The organism is Planctomycetota bacterium, assembly GCA_035574235.1.
Classification (GTDB): Bacteria; Planctomycetota; MHYJ01; order MHYJ01; family JACPRB01; genus DATLZA01.
In genome coordinates this window covers 1-16,017 of the sequence record DATLZA010000137.1, presented here as the reverse complement: position 1 = coordinate 16,017, position 16,017 = coordinate 1, and the positions used below count along the sequence as shown (strand labels likewise).

15 protein-coding genes are annotated in these 16,017 nt (G+C 69.9%); 6 read left to right on the top strand and 9 right to left on the bottom strand.

The window, feature by feature from the left end; genetic code table 11:
• Nucleotides 1–699: polysaccharide biosynthesis/export family protein (locus VNO22_12685; protein HXG62230.1), on the top strand; the 699-nt coding region annotated here is incomplete at its 5' end.
• Here VNO22_12685 and VNO22_12680 read toward each other — a convergent pair.
• Genes VNO22_12680 through VNO22_12640 form a run of 9 tightly spaced genes read right to left on the bottom strand, consistent with a single transcriptional unit; the run spans nt 696 to nt 8,928 of the window.
• Complete coding sequence (locus VNO22_12680) at nt 696–1,136, bottom strand: hypothetical protein (GenBank protein ID HXG62229.1); 441 nt, start codon at nt 1,134–1,136, stop codon at nt 696–698. The genes VNO22_12685 and VNO22_12680 overlap by 4 nt on opposite strands.
• A complete protein-coding gene (gene purB / locus VNO22_12675) occupies nt 1,133–2,539 on the bottom strand; it encodes an adenylosuccinate lyase (GenBank protein HXG62228.1) in 1,407 nt (468 codons plus the stop codon). The genes VNO22_12680 and purB overlap by 4 nt, the downstream gene beginning before the upstream one ends.
• Nucleotides 2,536–3,207 carry a CPBP family intramembrane glutamic endopeptidase gene (locus VNO22_12670; GenBank protein ID HXG62227.1) on the bottom strand — a complete coding sequence of 224 codons (672 nt, stop codon included), beginning with the start codon at nt 3,205–3,207 and terminating at the stop codon, nt 2,536–2,538. Before VNO22_12670 ends, purB begins: the two co-directional genes overlap by 4 nt.
• Entirely contained in the window at nt 3,179–4,120 is a 942-nt protein-coding gene (locus tag VNO22_12665) for a PhoH family protein (GenBank protein ID HXG62226.1), read from the bottom strand. Before VNO22_12665 ends, VNO22_12670 begins: the two co-directional genes overlap by 29 nt.
• 13 nt (nt 4,121–4,133) lie before the next feature.
• Complete coding sequence (locus VNO22_12660) at nt 4,134–4,994, bottom strand: phosphatidate cytidylyltransferase (protein HXG62225.1); 861 nt, start codon at nt 4,992–4,994, stop codon at nt 4,134–4,136.
• The gene (locus tag VNO22_12655) at nt 4,991–5,725 is read right to left on the bottom strand and encodes an isoprenyl transferase (protein ID HXG62224.1); all 735 of its coding nucleotides are present in this window, start codon (nt 5,723–5,725) and stop codon (nt 4,991–4,993) included. The genes VNO22_12660 and VNO22_12655 overlap by 4 nt, the downstream gene beginning before the upstream one ends.
• Nucleotides 5,722–7,005: an adenylosuccinate synthase gene (locus VNO22_12650; protein ID HXG62223.1), complete on the bottom strand. Its 1,284-nt coding sequence runs from the start codon at nt 7,003–7,005 to the stop codon at nt 5,722–5,724. Before VNO22_12650 ends, VNO22_12655 begins: the two co-directional genes overlap by 4 nt.
• A 22-nt stretch (nt 7,006–7,027) precedes the next feature.
• Nucleotides 7,028–8,161 carry a glutamine-hydrolyzing carbamoyl-phosphate synthase small subunit gene (carA, locus tag VNO22_12645; GenBank protein HXG62222.1) on the bottom strand — a complete coding sequence of 378 codons (1,134 nt, stop codon included), beginning with the start codon at nt 8,159–8,161 and terminating at the stop codon, nt 7,028–7,030.
• A gap of 23 nt (nt 8,162–8,184) precedes the next feature.
• Nucleotides 8,185–8,928, bottom strand: a complete 744-nt coding sequence (locus VNO22_12640) for a pseudouridine synthase (GenBank protein HXG62221.1) — start codon at nt 8,926–8,928, stop codon at nt 8,185–8,187.
• Between the two features lie 248 nt (nt 8,929–9,176).
• On the opposite strand from VNO22_12640, the gene VNO22_12635 reads away from it, so the two are divergent.
• From VNO22_12635 to VNO22_12615, 5 genes are all read left to right on the top strand, one after another.
• On the top strand, nt 9,177–10,388 hold the full coding sequence (locus VNO22_12635) for an NPCBM/NEW2 domain-containing protein (GenBank protein ID HXG62220.1): 1,212 nt from the start codon (nt 9,177–9,179) through the stop codon (nt 10,386–10,388).
• Between the two features lie 7 nt (nt 10,389–10,395).
• On the top strand, nt 10,396–13,182 hold the full coding sequence (locus tag VNO22_12630) for a VWA domain-containing protein (protein ID HXG62219.1): 2,787 nt from the start codon (nt 10,396–10,398) through the stop codon (nt 13,180–13,182).
• Nucleotides 13,179–14,528 (top strand): glucose-6-phosphate isomerase, encoded by a 1,350-nt coding sequence (locus tag VNO22_12625; GenBank protein HXG62218.1) that lies wholly within the window; start codon nt 13,179–13,181, stop codon nt 14,526–14,528. The genes VNO22_12630 and VNO22_12625 overlap by 4 nt, the downstream gene beginning before the upstream one ends.
• 34 nt (nt 14,529–14,562) lie before the next feature.
• Nucleotides 14,563–15,411 (top strand): GNAT family N-acetyltransferase, encoded by an 849-nt coding sequence (locus VNO22_12620; GenBank protein ID HXG62217.1) that lies wholly within the window; start codon nt 14,563–14,565, stop codon nt 15,409–15,411.
• Nucleotides 15,412–15,521: 110 nt separating this feature from the next.
• The coding region (locus VNO22_12615) for a hypothetical protein (protein HXG62216.1) at nt 15,522–16,017 on the top strand (496 nt) is incomplete at its 3' end.

The window sequence follows — 16,017 nt, the reverse complement described above, 5'->3', positions numbered from 1 at the left end:
CGGCGGGAAGCCGAAAGCCGCGGCGAGCCGATCTACGAATACCGGATCCCGTTCTCCGCCAACCTCACGATCGAGGTCTTCGGGGAACCCACGCTCACGCGCCAGTACACGGTGCCGCCGTCCGGATACATCCACTTCCCCTTTCTCGGAAAGGTCCGCGCCGCCGGGCTCACGGTGGACGAACTCAAGGAACGCCTGGAACGCCAGCTTTCCCAGTACATCCGCAAACCCGAGGTCCTCGTCCATATCAACACCACCCCCTACGCGCCCAGCCCCGCTCAGCCCTTCTACCAGCAGACCTTCGCCGGGTCCGAGATCGTCGTCCTGGGCGTGACGCAGACCCGTTTCTACTCCAACGTCGCCTTCACGGGCAAGGAAACGCTCGTCAACGTCCTCGGAATGACGGACCTGCCTCCGAACGCCGAATGGCGGCAAATCCGCGTGATCCGCCGGGATCCCAAGGATCCGCTGCGCAAGAGCCGGATCATCATTTGCGACCTCTGGGATTACTTCGCCAAGGGGGACGTGCGACAGGACATTCCGCTGGCCCCCGGCGACGTCGTCTTCGTGCCGCTGCGCTGGAGCGCCGACGACCAGTTCTGGGAGGACTGGAGCTACGTGAAGCGGATTCTTTCGGACGTGTTCTTCGTGGACAGCGTCCGCGACGGCCTGAAGAAGGGCGGCACGCTGCGCGATTAGGGGTGTTCTTCCTCGAGCCGCGGCCAGCGCCGCTCGAGCCGATACGGGCCCAGCCACACGTCGAGCTTCCGGGGCCCGCCGACGTATCGATAGTAATAAATGCTCTCCTCGCGGCAGAAGTAGGCCGTCTCGTCCACGCGGTAGGGCTTGTCCAGAGGGTCGCTGCGGAGCGCGTACACCTCCAGGGGCGCTCGATCCGCGGCGCAGAGCGGCGCGTTTCCCTCGTAGACGATGCCGGGACAGTCGCGCCGTCCCTGGTCGAGCTTCAGATGCAGCATCCGGCCGTTGCGCACGTCGTTGAGGAGCGCCGCCTTGATCCGGTGCGACGACGGGGGCTCGTTGATCTCCTCGGGGGTCATGCCCGTGCGGAGTGTGACGTCCGGCGGCCGGGGATCGCAGGCCCCCAGAAGCGCCAGCAGCGCCGCGAGTTTCCTCACACCCGCACCTCCGATCGCAGTCCGAGCATCTCCCGGCGGGCCGCCAGGCGGGGACGCACCTCCTCGGCCAGGAACTCCCGCACCTGAGACGGCGCCCGTCCCACGTACTGCTCCGGGCGCAAAAGGTCCGGAAGACGGTCCCGCACGGCCCGGAAGGCCTCGTCTTTCTTAAGACGGTCCAGAAGATCCTTTCCCTTCCCCTCGAGCGTATGCCGGCGGATCCGCTCGTGGAGCTCCTGCCGGTCGCCTCCGGCCTTGACCGCCTCCATGAGGATGTTCTCGGTGGCGATCGCGGGAAGCTCCCGCTCGACGTGGGCCGCGATCGCCGCGCGGTCCACGACCAGCCGCGGGGCCAGATCCAGATAAAGCTGCAGCACCGCGTCCGCGGCCAGGAAGGCCTCCGGCAGCGCGATGCGCTTGCCCGCCGAGTCGTCCAGCGTGCGCTCGAACCACTGGGAGGCGGCCGTGAAGGCGGCGTTCTCGTAGAGCGCCACCACCAGCCGGGCCAGGGACGTCATCCGCTCGCTGCGCATGGGGTTGCGCTTGTAGGCCATGGCGCTGGAGCCCACCTGCTCGGACTCGAAAGGCTCCTGGACCTCCCCGAGGTGCTGCAGGAGCCGCAGGTCGTTGGCGAACTTGTGGGCGGACATCGCGATTCCCGCCAGCGCCGCGTGCGCCTGGGCATCCACCTTCCGCGAGTACGTCTGACCCGTCGCCGTGTAGGAGCGCTCGAAGCCCATGGCGCGCGTGACGGCCTCGTCGAGCGCGCGGACCTTGGCCTCGTCTCCGTCGAAGAGGGCCAGGAAGCTCGCCTGGGTCCCCGTGGTCCCCTTGACCCCCAGGAACCGAAGGGACCGCCGGCGCTCGGCCAGCTCGTCGAGATCCAGAAGCAGGTCGTAAATCCACAGGCACGCGCGCTTGCCCACCGTGGTGAACTGCGCGGGCTGAAAGTGCGTAAACGCGACCGTGGGGACATCCGCGTGCCGCTCCGCGAACTCGGCCAGCGCCGCCACGACGTTCACGATCTCCCGCTCGAGAATCGCGTAGGCGTCGCGGATGAGGATAAGATCCGTGTTGTCCACGACGTACATGCTGGTCGCGCCCAGGTGGACGATCCCCCGGGCCTTCGGGCACTGGTCCCCCCAGGCGCGGATGTGGGCCATGACGTCGTGGCGGAGCTTCTCCTCGTAGCGACGCACGGCGGCGTAGTCGATGTCCTCGGCATGCTCCCGGAGCTCCCGGATCTGCTCTTCCGTAATGGGAAGCCCGAGCCGGCGCTCCTCCTCGGCCAGCGCGATCCAGAGCCGCCGCCACGTGCGATAGCGCTTGTCCGGGGAGAAGTTGTAGAGCATCTCCCGGGAGGAGTACCTCTCCGCGAAGGGGCTCGTGTAGACGTTCGTCATGTCGGCGATCCCGTTTCGACGTACGCGTTGACCCGCTCCTCGTCCCACGTCCGGAAGCGGGCCGCGATCCGGCGGAGGTTGACGTAGTTGACCGCGGCGTGGGCGATCGCGGGGGCCCAGAGGGCGTCCGTCCACGCGCGCAGAACCCCGAAGGCCAGTCCCACGGCGCCGGCCACGAAAGGCCACGGCAGGAAGTTCCGGTTCACCGGCCAGTGGATGAGGGCGAAAACCGCCGTGGCCGCCGCCAGACCGAATTTCTCCTGAAGCGCGCCGCGGAAGAGATACTCCTCCGCGAAACCCGAAAGGAGCGCGATCCCCAGGATCTCGCCGCCGCGCTGCGCCCCCAGGATCCAGCCGAATTCGGCCTCCAGGCGGCGCGCCCACGCGAAGGCGCGCGAGGCCAGGGCGGAGAGGATCACGATCACTCCGCCGGCCGCCAGTCCGGCCGCGATCCCCTCGGGCAGCCGATCGAGCGACCAGAGTTCCGCCGATCGGCCCGGCCGGGCGAAGTGGAGCCAGATCCAGGCGATCGCCGCGGGAAACGCGTAGAAGAAGGACGCATAGAAGAGGGGCAGGCGGCGCTCCAGGCGCGCGCCCGGTTCCAGGGCCGACTCCCGCGCCCCCTCCCCCGCCGCCGGATCAGCGCCGGCCGCGTCCGTGATGCTCATAGGCGTCCACGATCCTCTGAACGAGCGGGTGGCGGACGATGTCGGCTTTCGTCAGATAGCAGAAGGCGATCCCCGGAATTCCCTTCAGCAGCTCGCGAGCCTCGATGAGACCGCTCGTGCGGCCGGGGGCCAGGTCGATCTGCGTAATGTCCCCCGTCACCACGATCTTCGAGGCGCGCCCCATCCGCGTGAGGAACATCTTCATCTGCTCGCTCGTCGTGTTCTGGGCCTCGTCCAGAATGATGAAGGCCTCGTCGAGCGTCCGCCCCCGCATGAAGGCCAGGGGGCAGATCTCCACGACGTCCGCGTCGATCAGCCGCTTGAGCTGACCGAACTCGAGGAACATGTTGAGCGAGTCGTAGATCGGCCGGAGATACGGATTCACCTTCTCCTGAATGTCCCCGGGCAGGAAACCCAGCCGCTCGCCCGCCTCGACCGCCGGACGCACGAGGACGATCCGGCGCACCCGGCCCGTCCGGAGGGCGTCCACGGCCTTCGTCACCGCGAGAAACGTCTTCCCCGTCCCCGCCGGGCCGATGGCGAAGACGATGTCGTTGCGGTCGATCTCCTCGAGATATTTGCGCTGTCCCTCGGACTTGGCGTCGATCGTCACATGGAGCCGGAAGATGGAACCCGGCATGACCGGCCGGCCCGGGGAGGATCGGGGGGAGGCGTCGCGCGGCGCCAGCAGGGCCTGCACATCCTCCGGACCGGGATTTTCGATCTCCTTGAGCCGGGTCAGGGCCTGAACGGCGCGGTCCACGCCCGCGCGCGGGCCGCGCACGCGGATTTCGCCGTTGCGGACGATGACTTCCACCCCGGTGGCCTTCTTGATCTCCTTGAGGTTCCGGTCGTACGTGCCGAAGAGCCGGGCGATTTCCTCGCGGCCTTCGACGGGCAAAGCGCGTTCCATCCCACTCCTTGGCTCAAAGCGCAAGAACCCCGATCGCCGCGGCGTGCGTGACCGGGATGCTGACGAGGAAGCTGTCCACCAGGTCGAGGATCCCGCCGAATTCCGGCAGCAGCCGCCCGGAGTCCTTGAGGCCCGCCCAGCGCTTGAACGCCGATTCGACGAGATCGCCCACCTGCGCCGCCATTGTAGCCGAGAACGCCAGCAAGAGCAACGCCGCGACCGGCGCGTCCCCGAAGGCCTCCCGGAGGGGCGTTGCGCGGAGCGCCGCGAACGCGGCGGCGGTTCCGCCCGCCGCGCCCCCGACGAAGCCCTCCCACGTCTTGCGGGGGCTCAGGACCGGGGCCATCGGGCGGCGCCCGACGCTCTTCCCCACGACGTAGGCGGCCATGTCGGCCCCCTTGTTGGCCGCCAGAAGGAAAAGAAGATACCAGACCGCCGTTCCGCGGGACACCGGCGGCGTCAGAAGCCCCGCCAGGAGCCCCGTATAGGCGAACCCGAGAACGCTCAGCGCCGCCGCCTCGGGCGTGAAGCGCCCGTGACGGAAGACGAGCTTGAGCAGGACATAGAGGAGAAACCCGAAACCCACGGCCCCCCAGGCGGCTTCCGGACGCGGCCAGGGCGCAAAAAGCGCCGCAACCGCCAGCGTCCCGGCCGCCCGCGCCGTCGGGATTCCCCGCACCGCGCAGAAGCCGTGGAACTCCCAGGACGCGGCCGCGCCCACCGCCAGAAGGAGCCACCGCAGGACCGACGGAAAGCCCGCGCGGTGATCGGCGTAGAGAATCGCCGCCAGGGCCGCCAGAAGCAGCGGCGCCCCGACGACACGGATGAGGACTTTGCGCGAGAGGCCCATGACCCGGACGGGCGGCCCGTTCACTCGGCCTCGTGAATCCCGCCGAAGCGCCGGTCCCGCTGGGAGTATTCCCGGATCGCCTCGTGGAGGTGCTCCCGCTTGAACTCGGGCCACTTCACCGGGGTGACCCAGAGCTCCGTGTAGGAGATCTGCCAGAGCAGGAAGTTCGAAACCCGCAGGTCCCCTCCCGTGCGGATGAGAAGGTCCGGATCGGGCGCCGCCGGATCGTAGAGATAGCGGGCGATCGACCGCTCGTCGATCTCCTCCGGCCGGCAGCGGCCTTCCTGAACGTCCCGCGCCAGGCGCCGCACGGCGTCCACGATCTCGACCCGCCCCCCGTAGGCGAGCGCCAGGCAGAGCACCATGCCCGTGTTCCGGGAACTCATCTCGATCGTCCGGCTCAGCTCGCCGCGGACGTCCTCGGGCAGTTCGTGAAGGCGGCCGATCGCCGTGAACCGGATGTTGTTGTCCATGATCTCCTTGCGCTCGCTCACGAGGTACTTCTTAAGAAGCGACATAAGGTACCGCACCTCGTGCTCGGGCCGCTTCCAGTTCTCGGCGCTGAAGGCGTAGAGGGTCAGGCGCCCCACCCCCAGGCGGGAGCATTCGCGGGTGATCTCGCGGACCGTCTCGGCGCCCGACTCGTGGCCCAGGACCCGCTGGAGGCCCTGCTGCCGGGCCCACCGGCCGTTGCCGTCCATGATGATGGCGATGTGGGCGGGGATCTTCAGGCCGGCGGCGGTGGACGAGGTCATTTCCTGCGAATCGTCTTTTCGCGGTCCTTCCCGACCGAGACGAGCGTGACTTTCACCTTAAGGAAGCGCTCCACGAAATTCAAATAGATTTTCGCCGCGCGCGGCAGATCCTCGAAACGGCGCACGCGGGAAAGATCGTCGGACCAGCCCTTGAAGGTCTCGTAGACCGGCTCGCAGCGCGAAAGCTCCGCGGTGACCGAGGGCATCCGATCCGTCGTCTTCCCGTCGCAGCGGTAGGCCACGGCGAATTTGATTTCGTCCAGGCCGCTCAGGACGTCGAGCTTCGTGATGGCGAGTTCCTCGATCCCGTTGATGCGGACCGCGTGGCGGGAGGCCACGCCGTCGAACCAGCCGCAGCGGCGCGGCCGCCCCGTGGTGGCCCCGTACTCTCCGCCCGCCTCGCGCAGCCGCTCCCCCAGCGCGTCGCGCAGCTCCGTCGGAAACGGCCCCTCCCCCACCCGGGTGCAGTAGGCCTTGGCCACGCCGAGGATCGCGCCGATCTTGCGGGGCGGCACCCCCGTGCCCGGCGAGATCCCGCAGGCGTCCGAGTTGGAGGAGGTGACGTACGGGTACGTCCCGAAGTCGATGTCCAGGAGGCTCCCCTGGGCGCCCTCGAAAAGCACCCGGCGGCCCGCGTCCACGGCGTCGTTGACGAGCTCCACCGTGTCGGTGACGAACGGCTTGAGGCGCTCCGCGTAGCCGGAGTACTCCTCCACGATCCGGGCCGGATCCAGCGGCGGCGCTCCGTAGAGGGCCGCCAGGATCTTGTTCTTCTCCTCCGTGAAGGCGCACACCAGCTCGCGGAAGAGCGGCGGGTTATAGAGGTCCGCCACGCGGATCCCCTTTCGGGCCGCCTTGTCCGCGTAGCAGGGTCCGATCCCGCGCTGGGTGGTCCCGATCTTCTGGGGCCCGGCGCCCGCCTCCGAATACTTGTCCAGAAACTTATGGTAGGGCATCACCACGTGCGCCCGGTCGCTCAGGTGGAGGTTGCGGCCCACGCGCACCCCCCGGCGGCGCAGCTCGTCGATCTCCTCCAGAAGCTGCACGAGATCCACGACGACGCCGTTGGCGATGACGCAGGTGCTCCGATGGAGGATGCCGGAGGGGATGAGGTGCAGGACGAACTTCTCGCCGTCCACGACGACCGTGTGCCCGGCGTTGCCCCCGCCCTGGAAGCGGACCACCATGTCCGCCTGGTGGGACAGAAGATCGACGATCTTTCCCTTTCCTTCGTCTCCCCATTGGACGCCGACGACGCAGGTGGTCCGGGGTCGTTTCATGGCGGCGCGCCCTTCCGGCGGCTCACGGACGGGGTCCGCGGGCCGCCCCCTCCATGAGCCGGACGAATTCCCGGAAAAGGTACCCCGCGTCGTGCGGGCCCGGGGCGGCCTCCGGGTGATACTGCACCGAGAAGGCCGGCAGCGACCGGTGGCGCAGGCCCTCCACCGAACCGTCGTTCAGATTGATGTGCGTCACTTCGCCCCCGGCGGCCTTCAGCGACTTCTCCTCGACGGCGAATCCGTGGTTCTGACTGGTGATCTCGATGCGCCCCGTCGCCTCATGGCGGATCGGATGATTGGCCCCGTGATGGCCGAATTTGAGCTTGTACACCTGAGCGCCGAGCGCCAGTCCCAGGATCTGGTGGCCCAGGCAGATGCCGAAGATCGGCTTTTCCTTCCGCAGAAGCTCCCGGGCGGTTTCGATCGTGTAGGTCACCGCGGACGGGTCCCCCGGACCGTTCGACAGGCACACGCCGTCGAACCCCTCCAGGTCCCGGGCCGGCGTGGCGGCGGGAAAGACCGTCACGTCGCACCCGTGATCGACGAGCGACCGGACGATGTTGTACTTCGTTCCGCAGTTGATGAGCGCCACGCGGAAGCGCAGGTCCGGAGTCTTCCCGTTGGCGTCGTGCGTCACGAATTCCTTCCACGGGCGGGGCCGGTCGCTCGTGACGTACCGGACAAGATCCAGACCGCTCATCTTGGGAATCGCCCGGGCTTTGGCCACGAGCCGCGCGTCGTCGAGATCCTGGGTCGAAAGCACGCCGTTGAGCGACCCGTCCAGGCGAAGCTTGCGGGTGAGGGCGCGCGTGTCGATGTCGTGGATGCCCACGATGCCGTGCCGGCGGAAGAACTCCTCGAGCCGGCCGGTGGCGCGCGGATTGCTCGAGATCGGCGAAAATTCCCGGGCCACGAAGCCTTCCACCCAGGGCTTTCCGCTTTCGAAGTCGGCGTCGTTGACGCCGTAGTTGCCGATGTGGGGGTAGGTCATCGTGACGATTTGCCCCTTGTAGGAGGGGTCCGTCAAGATCTCCTGGTATCCCGACATGGAGGTGTTGAAGACGACTTCGCCGCTGCGCTCGCCTTCGGCCCCGAAGGCGCGGCCGGTGAAGACCGTGCCGTCCTCCAGGGCCAGCTTCGCCGTTTTCTCAGACACCGATCCCCTCCTCGCGCCGTGCGCTAGACCGCCTCATCTCGAGGCCCCCCGGAAGCCGCCGCCCGGAGCGCCTGCACTTCCTCCGGCCGCAATACCCTCCACTCCCCCTCCCGGAGCCGTCCCAGCCCGAGCGGCCCCACGCGGATCCGCTTGAGCCGCTTGACCCGCAGCCCGAAACGGGCGAAGATGCGGCGCACCTCGCGGTTCATCCCTTCCCGGAGCGTGACCTCGAGCACCGCGCCCTCGCGCTCCCGCTTCTTGACGAGCACCTTGACGGGTCCCGTTTTTCCCTCCGCCAGCCAGACTCCCCGCTGGAGGCGCTCCAGGATTTCTCCCGTCAAGCGCCCCTTGAGGATCACATGGTACGTCCGGGGCACGCCGTAACGAGGATGCGTCAGGAGGTTGGCCAGCTCTCCGTCGTTGGTCAAGAGAAGCAATCCCTGGGACTCCCAGTCCAGGCGCCCGACCGGGAAGATCCGTTCCTTCACGCCGGGGATGAGGTCCCGCACCGTCCGCCGGCCGCGCTCGTCCCGCAGCGTGGTCACCACCCGGCGGGGCTTGTTGAGGAGGATCGTCACCGGTCGTTCGGGGCGGACGGGTTCCCCCTTGCAGAAGATCTTCTGCCGCGCCGGATCGACCCGCACCCCCATCTCCCGCACCACCGCTCCGTCCACGGTGACCGCGCCCTGGGCGATCAGATCCTCGCACGCGCGCCGGGAACCGAAACCCGAGCGGGCCAGGACCTTGTGCAGACGTTCAAGGGACATGGCGCTCCTCCCGGCCGAGGGAAAAGGAAAAAACGCCGGACGGACGGGCGAAGGGCGCCGAACGCTCGCTCCGGGACATAGTCTCACCGCCTCATCGGCGGGGTTCTCGCTCATCGAAGGACTTGACCCGGGTGTGCATTCTAGCAAAGGACGCCTCGAATGCAAGCGGGCCGCGCCGCATGCCCCTTCGTGGAAGCCGGGCACGCGTCGCGTTGTGTTCCCCGCCGTCCGTCCGTATAATTTTCGGAGTGATAACGATCGCCGCGGCGGCCCTTCTGGCCCTGACGTCTTCGGACGGCGCCGTCCTCGTCGCGGCCGACGGGGCGTCCCGGCCGGTCCGGGACGTCTCCCTTTCTGAGGAATCGGGCGAGCTTGTGGTCCGGTACGCCGAGCCCGGCGGCGCCCGGCGTACCCTCAAGGCCGCCGATCTCGTGGAGATCACCTTCGAATCGTCGGGCCCCGCGCCCGGCCCAGGCCGCCCCGCCCCCGAGGACGTCGAACTCCATCTCACCAACGGCGACATCCTTACCGGCAAAGTCGCCGGAAAATCAGAAGAGGGCGTGGTCCTCGCCAACAAGACCTTCGGGGACCCCCTCGTCAAGTTCTCCCGCATCCGCGCCGTCCTCTTCCCCGCCAACCGGGCGTTCCTTCCCCGCACTCCGCCGACGAAGGCCGACGACGCCGACATCGTCCTGACCCAGTCCGGCGACCGGGCCGAGGGAACCGTCCTCTCCCTTTCCCCGGCGGGCCTCGTCTATAAGTCCAAGCGTCTCGAAGCCGAAGTCACTCTCCCCCTGGCCCAGGTGGCCGGCGTTTGGCTCGTCGAATGGGAAAAGCCCCCCGCCGAACCGGCCACGCTCTTCGTCACCGTCGCCACCCGCGACGGATCCTCGCTCCGCGGCCAGGTGCGATCCCTGCGCGACGGCGTCCTCGAGGTCCGGGATCTCTACGGAACCGAACATCGGATCCCCGCCGGGGCCGTCTCCTCCCTCTTCGTCAAGAACGGCCGCGTCGTCTATCTGTCCGATCTCACCCCGACGGCCGTCGAGGAGGACGCCAACTACATCCGCGGCCTTGAAAAATCCCCCAGCGACCTCGAGTACCCCTTCCAGCGCGACCGGAGCGCCCGCGGCACCAAGATCGTCCTCGGAGGCGTCGAACATCGCAAAGGCCTGGGCGTGCGCGCCCATTCGTCCCTGACCTACGCCCTGGACGGAGCCTTCCAGAGGTTCCAGGCCACCTTCGGCCTGGACGCGGTGTCCGCGGGTCTGGGCGCCGTCCTCGGCGAAGTCTGGGTGGACGGCAAAAAAGTCCTTTCCCTTCCGCTCAAGGGCAACGATCCACCCCGGCCCGTGGACGTGGACGTGCGCGGCGCGCGCCGGCTGCGCCTCGTGGTAACCTGGAACGGCCACGGCCAGTCCGACTTTGCCGGCTGGGGATCGGCCCGCCTCGTCCGGTAAGGACCGAATGCTCACCTTCCGGCATCCGGCCTTTCTCGCGCTGGCCCCCGTCGCCGTCCTCTTCGTCACCGCCGCCGCCCTCCATGGAACCCGCGCCCTCTCCCCCGCCCGCCGAGCCGCCGCCGCGACAGTCCGGGCGCTCCTGCTATCGCTCCTGGCCGCCGCCCTGGCCGGACCTTCCCTCACCCTCCGCGGCGAGCGCCCCCGCCTGACCGTCTTCCTCCTGGATTTCTCCGAGAGCGTCCCGCGCCGCGCCGAAGCCGCCGCCGCCGAGGGCCTCCGCCGCGCCTGGGCCCGCGAGGCCGCCCCCGGCCGGGCCTGCGCTCTTGTCGGATTCGCCGGGCGCGCCGCCGTCCTCGTGCCTCCCTCCGAGGAACCGCTCGCCCTCGATCCGGACCTCCTCACCCCCCGAGCCGCCCTCGAGCGGCTGGCGGCGGCCAGCGAACGCGGCGAAGCCGGCCCGGAGGCCGAAACGAAACTCCGGGACCTCCAGGACCGCCTCGAAGCGCTCCACCCCGGCACGACCGATTTCGCCGTCGCGGCCGCGACCGCCTGCGCCCTGCGGCGCGACGGCTGGGATCTTCGCCTGGTCTTCGTCACCGACGGGCGCGACCCGGAGCGCCCGATCGCCGCGCTCGACCTCCCGCCCGGAACGCTGGCGGTCCGCCTGGACGACCCCGCCCGCCGCGACGCCGCGATTCTCCGCGTCGAGGCCCCCGCGGCCGTCCGGACCGGCGAACCCTTCGACGTGCGTGTGACCCTCGAGATCCCTTCGGAAGATCCTGTCCTGCTCACGCTGACGGCCGACGACGACCCCGCCCCCGAGGCGCGGCTCGAAGTCCGCAAGCCCCCGGGGCGGCATACCGTCACGCTCGAGAATGTCCAGCGGCGGCGCTCCCTCGGCACGGGTCTCCGGAAGCTCACCGCGCGCGTCGAACTTCCCGGCGATGCCGAACCCCGCAACAACGAACACTCCGCCGTGGTCACCGTCACGGGGCGCCCGCGGGTCCTCCTGGTCGAAGGCTCCCCGGCGGAGGGAGAGGCGCTGGCGCGGCTTCTGCGCGCCCAGGACATCGATCTGGAGCGGGAAACGCCGTCGCGGCTGGCCGCCCGCGCCGGCGGCTTCGAAGAATTCGTGGCCGTGATTCTCGCAGGCGTCCCGCGCGAGGCGCTCTCCGCTTCCGCCGTCCGGGCGCTCGAAGGCTACGTGTCGGGCTCCGGAGGCGGTCTGTGGTTCGTGGGATCCCCGGCGCTCCAGGGGCCCCGCGGCTACGCGGGAAGCGACCTCGAGAAGCTCCTGCCCGTCGCGTTCGAGGAAACCGCGGCGGGCGCCGGAACCGGTCCGGAACCCGCGCCGCCTTCTCCGCCCCGGCCCGATCCGTCCTCGGGAACCCCCCAGCGCGTTCTGGCCCCGAGCCTGGCGATTCTCTTCGTCGTGGACAAGTCGGGAAGCATGGCCGGACAGAGCATCGCGCTCGTCAAGGAAGCGGTGCTCGCGTCCGCCGAAACCCTGACGCCCAAGGACGTCGTGGGCGTGCTCGCCTTCGACACCCGGCCCCGATGGATCCTCGAATTCACGGAAGCGGACCGGCAGGCCTACGTGCGGGAACGGGTGCTGCGCCTGTTCGCCGACGGCGGCACCCACATCTATCCGGCCCTCGTCGAGGCGCTTCGGGCCTTCCAGTCCGACCCGCGCGCCCGGCGCTGCGCCGTCCGGCACATGGTGCTCCTTTCCGACGGCGACACGGCCCCGGCCGACTTCGAAACCGTCACCCGCGAGATCGCCGAAGCGGGCATCACGGTGAGCACCGTCTGCGTCGGCTCCTCCGCGAAGTTCGATGCGACGCTCATGAGCCAGATCGCCAGCTGGGGACGCGGGCGCTTTCTGTTCACCCAGACGTTCCGCCGCGTGCCCCAGATCTTCGTCCAGGAAACCCGCCAGGTGCTGGCCGCCGTGCCGCGCGACGACTCCCCTCCCCCCGCGCCGCCTCCGCCCGCCTCCCCGCCCTCCACCCCGCCGAATCCGCCCCCCTCCGGCGGCGACCCGCGGGGCTCTTTCCCCGTCGCCGTCCGCACCCCGCACGAAGTCCTCCAGGGCATCGACGGAAACTCCCTGCCTCCCCTGGCCGGCCTCCTGCCCGCCCGCGCCCGGGAGGGAGCGGATGTGCTCCTGGCGACCCCCGACGGCCGGCCCGTCCTGGCGCTGCGCCGCCTGGGCCTGGGCAAGACCGCCGCGTGGACGAGCGACCTGGCGGGACGCTGGAGCGCGGAGTGGCTGGCCGGTCCCGCTTCGGGAAAGCTGTTCGCGCAGCTCGTCCGGTATCTCTCGAGCGCCGATCCCGATCTCGAGCTGGCCGGCCGCGTGCGGATCTCCTCCGAAGGAGGCCAGGCGATCCTGCGCGTGGACCCCGGCGCTCCCGGCGAGACCCTCGCCGCCTTCGACCTTCCATCCCGGAAACCGCTCCCGCTGGCCCGAGAAGCCGACGGCGGCCGCACCCTTCGCCTCGCCCTTCCCCCCACGGGGGAGATCCGCGGCGTCCTGCTGCGGCGCGCGGACGGCAAGGGCCTTCTCGTGGGCGCGCTTCGCCCTTCGGATCCCGAAACCCTCCCCGCGGAGCCGGACCGGGACCTCTTCCGGCGACTGGAGCCCCTTTCCTGGGAAGAGCTTGAACGCCGCCTGCCCGACGCTAGAATGGCCGGCGATCGCGTGTGGAACCTGGCCGCGGCGGCGCTGCTTTGGGCGGCGCTGCTGCTCCCTCTGGATGTGGGACTCCGTCGGTGGAACAACCCATGATCGCCTTCACCTATCAGAACGTCATGGCCGACCGCGTGGGCCCGGAGCACGGGCTTGCGCCCGCGGACCTGGATCGGGCGATCGCCCGCACGGGCGACCTGTGCGCGCGGTTCGACGAGGAATGCCGCCGCGGCGTTCACGGCTTCACCCGCCTGCCCCACGACCGGACGGCCGCGGACGCCGTCGCGGCCTACGCGCGCGAGCACCGCGGGCGATTCCGCGCGTTCGTCCAGATCGGCATCGGCGGATCGGCTCTCGGGGCCATCGCGGTCCACACGGCCCTCTCCCACCGGTTCCACAACGAGGCGGGCCGGACGCCCCGCTTCTACGTCCTCGACAACGTGGACCCTGAGGAAACCCAGGCGCTCTTCGAGGTGATCCGGCCCGAGGAAACACTCTTCCACGTGGTCACGAAATCCGGGGACACGACCGAGACGATGGCGGGCTTTCTTCTGGCCCTCAAGCTCCTGCGCGAGCGGGGCGGACCGGACTGGAAGCGCCGTCTCGTCGTCACCACCGACCCTCAGAAAGGATTTCTCCGCCGCTTCGCCCGCGAGGAGGGAATCGCGGCGTTCGACCTGCCCGAGCCGGTCGGAGGACGGTTCTCGGTCCTCACCCCCGTGGGGCTTCTCCCGGCGGCCGTTCTGGGCGTCGAGCCGGCGGATCTTCTCGAAGGCGCGGCCGCGATGGACGCCCTCTGCCGCCGGACCGATCCGCGCGCCAACCCGGCGTACGTTTTCGCCCTCGTGGCGCACCTCCTGGACACGACGCGCGGCAAGCGGATCCATGTCATGATGCCCTACGCCCGCGCGCTCCGGGATGTCGCCGACTGGTTCCGCCAGCTCTGGGCCGAGAGCCTGGGAAAGAACCCCCAGGTCGGCCCCACCCCGGTCGTGGCGCTCGGAACCACGGACCAGCATTCGCAGATCCAGCTCTATAATGAAGGGCCGCCCGACAAGTACGTCGTCTTCCTCGAGTGCGGCCGGTTCCGCGTGGACCCGCGCATCCCGGCGGCGCTCCCGGCCGAGGCGCCTCCCGCGTTCCTCCAGGGAAAGACGTTCGGCGAGGTCCTCACGGCCATGAAGCGCGGAACCGAGTCCGCCCTCGTCCAGGCGAGGCGCCCGAACGCCACGCTGCGGGTGGCGGAGATTTCGGCCCGTTCGGTCGGGGCGCTCTTCTATCTCCTGGAAGCGGCGACCCTCTTCGCCGGACGGCTCTACGGCGTCAACCCCTTCGACCAGCCGGGCGTCGAGGCGGGCAAGAAAACGGCGTTCGCGCTTCTCGGACGCCCCGGGTTCGCCGCTCCGCCGGCCGCCGCCGAGGATCCCCGATACGTCGTCTCCTGACGCGGGGCCTCCCGGTATACTCTCCCCCGGAAGCATGGACGACTTCCGGCTGGACGCGCTGACCCCTGAAGATCTCGACGCCGCGCTCAGGCTTTCCACGCAGGCGGGCTGGAACCAGAACGAAGCCGACTGGAGGCGCCTGCTGGAGCTTTTCCCCAACGGCTGCCTGGCGGGCCGCTCGGGAGGGCGCCTGATCGCCACCGCCACCGTGGCCTCCTACGCCCCGGGCCTCCGGTGGATCGGCATGGTCCTCGTGGACGCCGCCGAACGCGGCAAAGGCCTCGGAACGCGGATCCTCGCCGCGGCGCTCGAACGGGCCCTTGCGGAGGGACCGAACGCCGTGGGCCTGGACGCCACGGATCTCGGACGGCCGCTCTACCGGGCGCGGGGATTCGCCGACGTGGAACCCATCGACCGATGGGAAGGTCCCCTTTCGGCGGCCGATTCGGAAACGACTCCGGAACCCCTCGGGGCCGCCTCCCTCGAGGACGTCATCGCCTTCGACCGCGCGTCCTGCGGCGCCGATCGCGGCGCGCTTCTCCGGCGGCTCGTCGCGGAACCCGGCGTCGCCGCCTGGATCGTGCGGTCCCGAAGCGGGGTGGAGGGGTACGCGGTGCTCCGCCCCGGCCGGCGCGTTCCTCACGTGGGCCCGGTGGTCGCCGCGACCCCCGGCGCGGCCCGTGCCCTTCTGGGCGCCGCCGGCCGCGCCCTGGCGGGACGGCCGGCGATCGTGGATGCGCCGCGGCGCCCGGAGATCACCGCGCTGCTGGAACGTTACGGGATGGACATCCGCCGGCGGCTCGTGCGCATGACCTATCCCGAAGCCCGTCCGCTCCTGGCGGGCCCGCGCGTCGTCGCGGCCGCGGGTTTCGAGTGGGGCTAAGTCCGCGTTCGACGCGGCCCGAACGCTTTTATCGTTGCAATTCGGAATCCATATTTGAAATATAGAATCTCGGGAACGTCGCGAGGACGTGCCGGGGAAGGGGAACGCCCTTGGGTCGAGAATTCTACTACTGCTCGCGGTGCCAGACTCGTCTGAGCACCGAGGATCTCCGCGCCGGTCGGGCGGTCCGCCTGCGGGACCAGGTGGCCTGCGAGCGATGCCTTCCGGACCTCCTGGCGCCGCTGTCGCTGAAGGAGCAGGAAGAGATCCTCATGCAGGTGAGGACGCTACGCGAAGGCGGCCGTCCCGCCGCCGCCCGCCCCGCCACTCCTTCCTCGCTCCCGCGGATCGTCTCCGGTTCCACCTCCACGCGCCTGCGGGCGGTGGGACCCGTCCGCGCGCCCGGCTCGGGGGCGCGCACCGCCGCCGCGCTCGTCTTCGCAGGAGCCGTGATTCTCCTGGGCGTGCTGGCGGCGCTTCACTTCCTCAACGAACCTCCGCGGCCGGCGGAACTGCCGGTCTCCGCGTCTCCCCCCGCGCCGCCCCCTCCGGCCGCCCCGTCCGTCGAGGTCCGCGTGTACCGCCCGCCCGCCGCCGCCCGCGAAC